The sequence below is a fragment of the Caldisalinibacter kiritimatiensis genome (assembly GCF_000387765.1).
Classification (GTDB): Bacteria; Bacillota; Clostridia; order Tissierellales; family Caldisalinibacteraceae; genus Caldisalinibacter; species Caldisalinibacter kiritimatiensis.
In genome coordinates, this window is sequence record NZ_ARZA01000151.1 from 1 (window position 1) to 3,898 (window position 3,898).

General features: G+C 31.2%; 3 protein-coding genes and 1 other annotated feature. All 3 genes read right to left on the reverse strand.

The annotated features are described in order from the left end of the window. Nucleotides 1-120: 120 nt before the first annotated feature. The 3 genes from L21TH_RS07185 to metG are packed head-to-tail and all read right to left on the reverse strand — an operon-like array spanning nt 121 to nt 3,438. Nucleotides 121-888 carry a TatD family hydrolase gene (locus L21TH_RS07185; RefSeq protein ID WP_006312786.1) on the reverse strand — a complete coding sequence of 256 codons (768 nt, stop codon included), beginning with the start codon at nt 886-888 and terminating at the stop codon, nt 121-123. 12 nt (nt 889-900) lie between these two features. Then, on the reverse strand, nt 901-1,431 hold the full coding sequence (locus tag L21TH_RS07190; RefSeq protein WP_006312787.1) for a hypothetical protein: 531 nt from the start codon (nt 1,429-1,431) through the stop codon (nt 901-903). A gap of 60 nt (nt 1,432-1,491) precedes the next feature. After that, a complete protein-coding gene (metG, locus tag L21TH_RS07195) occupies nt 1,492-3,438 on the reverse strand; it encodes a methionine--tRNA ligase (RefSeq protein ID WP_006312788.1) in 1,947 nt (648 codons plus the stop codon). A gap of 77 nt (nt 3,439-3,515) precedes the next feature. Next, nucleotides 3,516-3,759 (reverse strand) — a binding site (T-box leader). Nucleotides 3,760-3,898 lie beyond the last annotated feature (139 nt).

Consider the following 3,898-nt stretch of genomic DNA (forward strand, 5'->3'; position numbering starts at 1 on the left):
AACATTTTTTCTACCTTTCAAACTTGTATTTAACTTAATTACAAGCTATACAGTAAATATGCTTTCTTAGACAACAAAAAATACTGAATTTTCTCTCTGTTATAAGATTAATATTGTTATTTATGAAATCCCAAACAATTTCTTGGCATTTTCACTTGTTCTTCTTGCTACTTCTTCAAAAGATATCCCTTTTAGTTCTGCAATCATTGCTGACATATATCTTACATATAAAGGTTCATTTCTTTTACCCCTATGTGGATGTGGTGCAAGATAAGGTGAATCGGTTTCAATTAAAATATACTCCAAAGGAATCTTTTTTGCAACCTCTTTTGGAGTTTTAGCATTTTTAAATGTTACAGGACCTGCAAAGGAAATGTAAAAGCCCATATCTATGTATCTTTTAGCAAGCTCTAAACTCCCAGAATAGCAATGCAATACCCCAGTTAAATTACCATCTAACTCGTCACTAATTATATCAAATGTATCGCCATGTGCATCTCTATCATGTACTATGATTGGGAGATTAACTTCCTTTGCAAGTTTTATCTGCTCTCTAAACCACTTCTTTTGTATATCTCTAGGCGAGTTATTATAGTGATAGTCAAGTCCAATCTCTCCTATTGCTACTACTTTATCCTTTTTAGATAAAGAGCGTAAAAGCTCAATAGTTTCTTCATTTATATCCTTAGCATCATGGGGATGAACTCCAACTGCCGCATATATGTTGTCATATTGACTTGCTAAAGATACTGCTTTAACTGATGAAGCTACATCTGCTCCTGGATTTATAACTATATCCACATCATTTTCCTTTAAGCTTTTAATTAATTTATCTCTGTCCTTATCGAACCTCTTATCATCTAAATGTGCATGGGTATCTATAAGCATTAAAATTCCTCCTTAAAGACTATCTTTTATAATATATTTGTTAAACAAGTTTTCTATCTCTTGTTTTTGAATTTCTGATACTTTATGGGTTAATTGTATTTCCTGTGATACTTCATTTTTATACAATTTTCTCTTCATTTTTACACTTAATATAATAACATACTTTTGCTTATTTTGGTAAATTCTTTTAATTTTATATGCCCAAATATCTTCCCATCTTATAATCTTATTAAAAGTTAGTATTCCATTTTCTGTGATTTTGTCATTCATATCTCTTACTATAACAAAATATATTAAAAATAGAGTCCAATATATAAATTGAAATAACCTTTCTAAGTTAAATTCTTTTACTGCCACAAAAAATAATAAAACAACACCACAAATATATAACCCAGTAAGAACTTGAATTACTCTTTTTGTTTTTAAACTACCTATTTCAAGTAGTACTTTTCCTGCTTCTTTTTTGTTCTTAATCTTATTAATAACACTAAATATAGTAATTATTGATATTAGTATTGTTAATATTAGATAAAGCAAGTACATATTTATCCCCCTTAAAATACATTAATTGGGACAGAAATATACTCTGCCCCAATTAGAATTTTATGATATTCTTGTTCCGCTTTTGATTTCATCCATAACAGTTGCTAAAGTAAGCTTTTTACCCTTACTTGCAGCTAATATCATTCCTTGAGATTCTACTCCCCTTAACTTTACTGGTTTTAGATTAGCTACTAATATTACATCCTTTCCTATAAGCTCTTCTGGTTTATAGTATTTTGCTATTCCTGATACTACCTGTCTTCTTTCATCTCCAACCTCAAGTTGTAATACTAATAGTTTGTCAGCATTTGGATGTTTTTCTGCTTCTACAACTTTTGCAACCCTTAATTCTATTTTATCAAAGTCGTCAATAGTTATATAGTTTTCTTCTTTCTTTTCTTCCATAGTTGCTTTACCCATTCTTTCTTCTAAGAATTTTTTATTAACTTCATTTAGCTTCTTTAATTCCTTGTTTATATCTAATCTTGGGAACATTGGTCCTTCTCTTCTCACTTTAACACCAGTTGGTAATATACCCCACTTTGATATATCCTCCCAAGAAGTTCCTTGACCATGGTCTATTCCTAACTGTCTCCATATACTATCAGATGTTTTTTCCATAAATGGTCTTATTAATACTGAGATAATTCTTAGTGATTCTGAAAGATTGTATAATACAGTATTAAGTCTTTCCTTCTTATCCTCTTCTTTTGCTAATATCCAAGGCATAGTTTCATCTATATATTTATTTGTTCTTCTAACAAGCTTCCATATTTCTTCAAGGGCATTACTGAAATCTAATTTATCCATAAATTTTTCAACTTCATATCCAGTAGATGTTGCCACTTCTTTTAAGTCACTATCATATTCTCCTTCTTCAGTAGGTTCTGGCATGATTCCTCCGTTGTATTTATCTATCATAGCTATTGTTCTACTTACTAGATTTCCTAGGTCATTAGCTAAGTCTGAATTTATTCTCTTTAAGAATTTCTCTCTTGAGAAAGAACCATCTTGACCGAAAGTAAATTCTCTTAACAAGAAATATTTAAGTGCATCTACTCCATATAGTTCTATTAATGGCTCTGGATATATAACATTTCCCTTTGATTTTGACATCTTATCATCTTCAAATAATATCCATCCATGTCCAAATACCTTCTTAGGTAACTCTATGCCTAAAGCCATTAAAATAGCTGGCCAAATAATAGTGTGGAATCTTACTATCTCTTTTCCTACAAAGTGGATATTAGCGGGCCAATATTTATTATAGTCTTCATCATTATCTGTTAAATATCCTAATGCTGTTATATAGTTACATACAGCATCAAACCATACATATATAGAATGTTTCTCATCAAATGGGACCTTAATCCCCCAGTCTACTGTTGTTCTAGATACACACAAATCCTCTAATCCTGGCTTTAAGAAGTTATTTATCATCTCATTTCTTCTAGATGCAGGTTGAATAAACTCAGGGTTTTCCTCAAAGAACTTAAGTAATCTATCTTGGTATTTAGATAATTTAAAAAAGTATGCTTCTTCTTTAGCCTTTTTCACAGGTCTACCACAGTCTGGACACTTACCATCTTCCACTTGGCTTTCTGTCCAGAAGGATTCACATGGAGTACAATAAAGTCCTTCATAATTACTTTTATATATATCTCCTTGTTCATATAGCTTTTGGAATATTTTTTGTACTATTTCTTCATGTTGTTTATCGGTAGTCCTAATAAAGATATCATATGATATGTCTAATGTCTTCCATAATTCTTTGATATTTTTTACAATATCATCTACATAAGCCTTAGGCTTTACTCCTTTTTCCTTTGCCTTTTCTTCAATCTTTTGTCCGTGCTCATCTGTACCTGTAAGGAATTTAACATCATATCCTGATAATCTTTTGAATCTGGCTAATGTGTCTGCTGCCACAGTTGTATAAGTATGTCCTATATGCAAGTTGTCACTTGGATAATACAGAGGAGTCGTTAAATAAAAAGTCTTGTTCATTATATATGCCTCCTTTTATTTTAGTTGTTAGTTATCTGTCACCTGTCAATTGTAAACAAAAAACCTTCGCCCCTAAATATAGAGACGAAGGTGTACTCTCCGCGTTACCACTCTACTTCATCTAAACTTCACAGTTTAGACCTCAATAGGTTACTATCATAACCTTGTACTCATAACGGATACAAATCCGGCATAGCCTACTATAGGTTCAGCTACACAGTTCAGGGGCCATCTTCAGCCTAGATTCTAACACCAGCTTCCACCTAACCTGGCTCTCTATAGTTAGAATACCAAACTTACTCTTCCCATCATTACTTTTATTGTTATGTATTATATATTATACTTTATTTACTAAAAACTATACATAAAGACCAATAGTTTGTCAAGGAAATTATTAATTTTACAGAGATTTCGCATCTAATTTCCAGTAAAAACTTTACTTTCCCTTAATTTGTAATGC